Consider the following 1,226-nt stretch of genomic DNA (forward strand, 5'->3'; position numbering starts at 1 on the left):
GTGCCACCCACTGGAGGTATGCCGCCAAGCTCGCCGGCGAGTATCCGCGGGCCCACGTGGACCTCGACGTGCTCTACGTCGAGGACGGCCCGGTCCTCACCAGCGCCGGCACGGCCGCGGGCATCGACGCCTGCCTGCACCTCGTCCGCACCGAGCTCGGCTCCGAGGTGGCCACCCGCATCGCCCGCCGCATGGTCGTGCCGCCGCACCGCTCCGGCGGCCAGCGCCAGTTCGTCGAGACCCCGCTCCCGGCCGAGCCCTGCGAGAGCCTCCAGGACGTCCTCGAGTGGGTGGCCGAGCATCTCGACGAGGAGCACTCCATCCCGAGCCTGGCGCGACGCGCGGCCATGTCCGAGCGCACGTTCGCGCGCCGGTTCACCGCCGAGGTCGGCACCACGCCGCACAAGTGGCTGACGAGCCAGCGGGTGCTCCGTGCGCGCCACCTGCTGGAGAGCACCGACCTCGACATCGAGCGCATCGCTCGGGAGAGCGGCTTCGGCACCGCAGCCGTGCTGCGGCACCACTTCCAGCGCGTGATCGGCGTCCCGCCCGTCACCTACCGCCGCGCCTTCACCAAGCAGCCCGCCTCCGCCTGAAGGCTCGCGGCCCCCGCGAGCCTTCTCTTCGCCACTATCGCGCTCGCGCTAGATACCCCTAGACGAGCCAAGTCGCAGTCACACACGCAAGCTCGACGCGACAGCCTTGGGTCACCACCGGTAAGGGGCAAAGCGGGACGCCACCTACGCCGTCCCACCGAGTGAGGGGGACCGTCCCGTGCCGCGTTCGAAGCCTGCCTGGAAGTCACGACCGGACCGTCCGCCGCGCGGTCGGCGTCGTCGTGCTGACCGTGGCTGCAGCCCTGTCGCCAGTCTCGAGCGCCCGCGCGGCGGTCAGCCGTTGCGACGCGCGATCGCGGTCGACAGTGCCGTCGCGAAACCACACCACGCGGCATACGGCGACAGTGCGATGCCGGCGCCCCGGTTGGCCGAGCCGGCACGGCGCGCCAGGTCGGCCGAGCTGGCGGTGAGCACGGCCGCGTGGACGGCGGCCAGCCACGGCCGGCGCGAGCGCCAGAACACGACGCTCCACGCCGTGTTGAGGGCGAGGTTCGTGCCGAACGCCTTGAGGTAGGTGCTGCGACCCTCGTGGTCGCCCGCCTCGTCGTAGGCGTTCAGCGCAGCGGCCGAGCTGGCCGCGATGTCGGCGTAGAGCGCGGTCCACACCAC

At 72.6% G+C, this 1,226-nt stretch carries 2 protein-coding genes; one reads left to right on the top strand and one right to left on the bottom strand.

Annotation, left to right across the window (positions count from 1 at the left end):
* On the top strand, positions 1-596 hold a 596-nt coding region (locus tag ABD194_RS09020; RefSeq protein ID WP_343990379.1), incomplete at its 5' end, for a helix-turn-helix domain-containing protein.
* Positions 597-890: 294 nt separating this feature from the next.
* Here ABD194_RS09020 and ABD194_RS09025 read toward each other — a convergent pair.
* On the bottom strand, positions 891-1,226 hold a 336-nt coding region (locus ABD194_RS09025; protein ID WP_343990382.1), incomplete at its 5' end, for a TspO/MBR family protein.

The organism is Terrabacter terrae (assembly GCF_039529575.1).
In the GTDB taxonomy this organism is placed as follows: Bacteria; Actinomycetota; Actinomycetes; order Actinomycetales; family Dermatophilaceae; genus Terrabacter; species Terrabacter terrae.